The sequence below is a fragment of the Janthinobacterium sp. JF4 genome (assembly GCF_059617925.1).
On record NZ_JCAQAV010000095.1, the window covers coordinates 1 to 1,839 of the forward strand.

The following is a 1,839-nucleotide window of genomic DNA, read 5'->3' on the forward strand; positions in this document are numbered from 1 at the left end:
TGACCGTGTATCCCTGGATCGCGGAAACCATCGAAGTGCGCGGCACGCTGTTGCAGGCCGGCGCATCCCATACCATCGACACCCTGACCATCTATCCATGAGCACATATTTCGCCATCCTGACCGAAGTGGGCGAGGCCAAGCTGGCCAACGCCATCGCCCTGGGCCAAACCCTGAAACTGAAAAACCTCGCCGTGGGCGACGGCAACGGCAATCTGCCCATGCCCGAGCGCACGCAAAAGGCGCTGGTGCGCGAAGTGCGCCGCGCGGGCCTGAACCAGCTGAGCATTGACCCGGCAAACGCCAGTCAGATCATCGTCGAACAAGTCTTGCCCGAGGACGTGGGGGGCTGGTGGATACGCGAAATCGGCATCTTTGACGAGGCCGGTGACCTGTGTGCGGTCGCCAACTGCCCGCCCAGCTACAAGCCCCTCATGGCTGAGGGCAGCGGACGCACGCAAGTGGTGCGCATCGTGCTGATCGTCGCCAGCACGGCCGCCATCGAGCTGAAAATCGACCCGTCCGTCATCCTGGCAACACGCAAGTATGTGGATGACCAAGACATCGTTGTCCGTGCCTACAGCGACGCGCAACTGGCCAAGCACCTGGCCTCTCTTGACCCGCACCCACTGCTGGCCAAGGTCGCCTATGTCGATCAGCAAGACGCCAGCGCACGCGCCTATGGCGATCAGCAACTAGCCAAGCACCAGGCGGCTGCCGACCCGCACCCGCTGCTGTCCAAGGTCACCTACGTCGATCAACAGGACAGCAATGTCGCTGCCTATGGCGACCAGCAACTGGCCAAGCATCTGGCCGCACTGGACCCGCACCCGCAATACAGCATGAAAGAGGTGGCGCCGCTGCCAAAATTCTCTGCCTCACGAAAACTGGTCAGCGCCGAGTTTGTGCAGCAGGCGCAAGGGAGTATGGTGAAATACGTCGCCGTGAACGCCAGTCGCACATTGACGGCGGACGATATGGGCGCCGCCTTGTACTTTACCGTCGGCGGCCTGACCCTCACCATTCCCAGCCCGGATTCGCTAGGTATTCCCTTCAATTCCGGCAAGTACTTCAAACTCTTCGGCCTGAATCAAGCCACGGGCACAATCTCGTCCGGGGTGAACGTGGTCATTGGATATGACGTTGGTGATGTAAAAAATATTGTCATCAAACAAGGCCAGTTCATCACTCTCATGGCAACGTCTGGACAGGTCTGGCAAGTCATCGATTCCACCGCCGAAATGCGGCGCAATGTCGATTTTGCAGACTACTTCAATAACCTCGCGCCGACCCAGGCGAAGTTCACGGCGAACAATAAAATCGCCACGACGGACTTCGTACAGCAACAACTGGGTAGCGTTGCGGGTTTTGGCGGCATTACCGCATCGCGCATGACGACGGCCGATGACATCGGCAAAGTGCTGTGGTTCCAAAATGTTGGCTTCGCGCTGACGCTCGCGCGTCCCGTTGATCTGATCAGGAACGGTCCTGTGTTGGGTCGCTGCATAAAGCTATTTGCCTTCGGTGGCATTAGCGGCACCATCGTGCCCGCCTCTGGCGTTACGCTCGCCTTCGACACGACCCCGGTGACCACCATAACGATCAAAACCGGACAAGCGCTGACCTTGCTTGCAGTCGGGGATGCGACATGGCAGGTGATCGACTCGACTGCTGAAATGTGGCGCAACGCTGACTTTGCAAATTATTTCAACAACGTCACCACGACACAGCCACAATTCGACAACGACGACTCTGTGGCAAGCACGGCTTTCGTGCAGCGGGCCTTGGGCAACAAATCCCGGACCATCGGCATTCCCGCCAGCACCACACTGACGCCCGA

Annotated in this window: 1 protein-coding gene; it reads left to right on the top strand. The window is 59.1% G+C overall.

The genetic code is table 11. The annotated features are described in order from the left end of the window. Positions 1-97: 97 nt before the first annotated feature. A partial coding sequence (locus AC54AF_RS26990) for a phage tail protein (RefSeq protein ID WP_496639043.1) occupies positions 98-1,839 on the top strand: 1,742 nt, incomplete at its 3' end.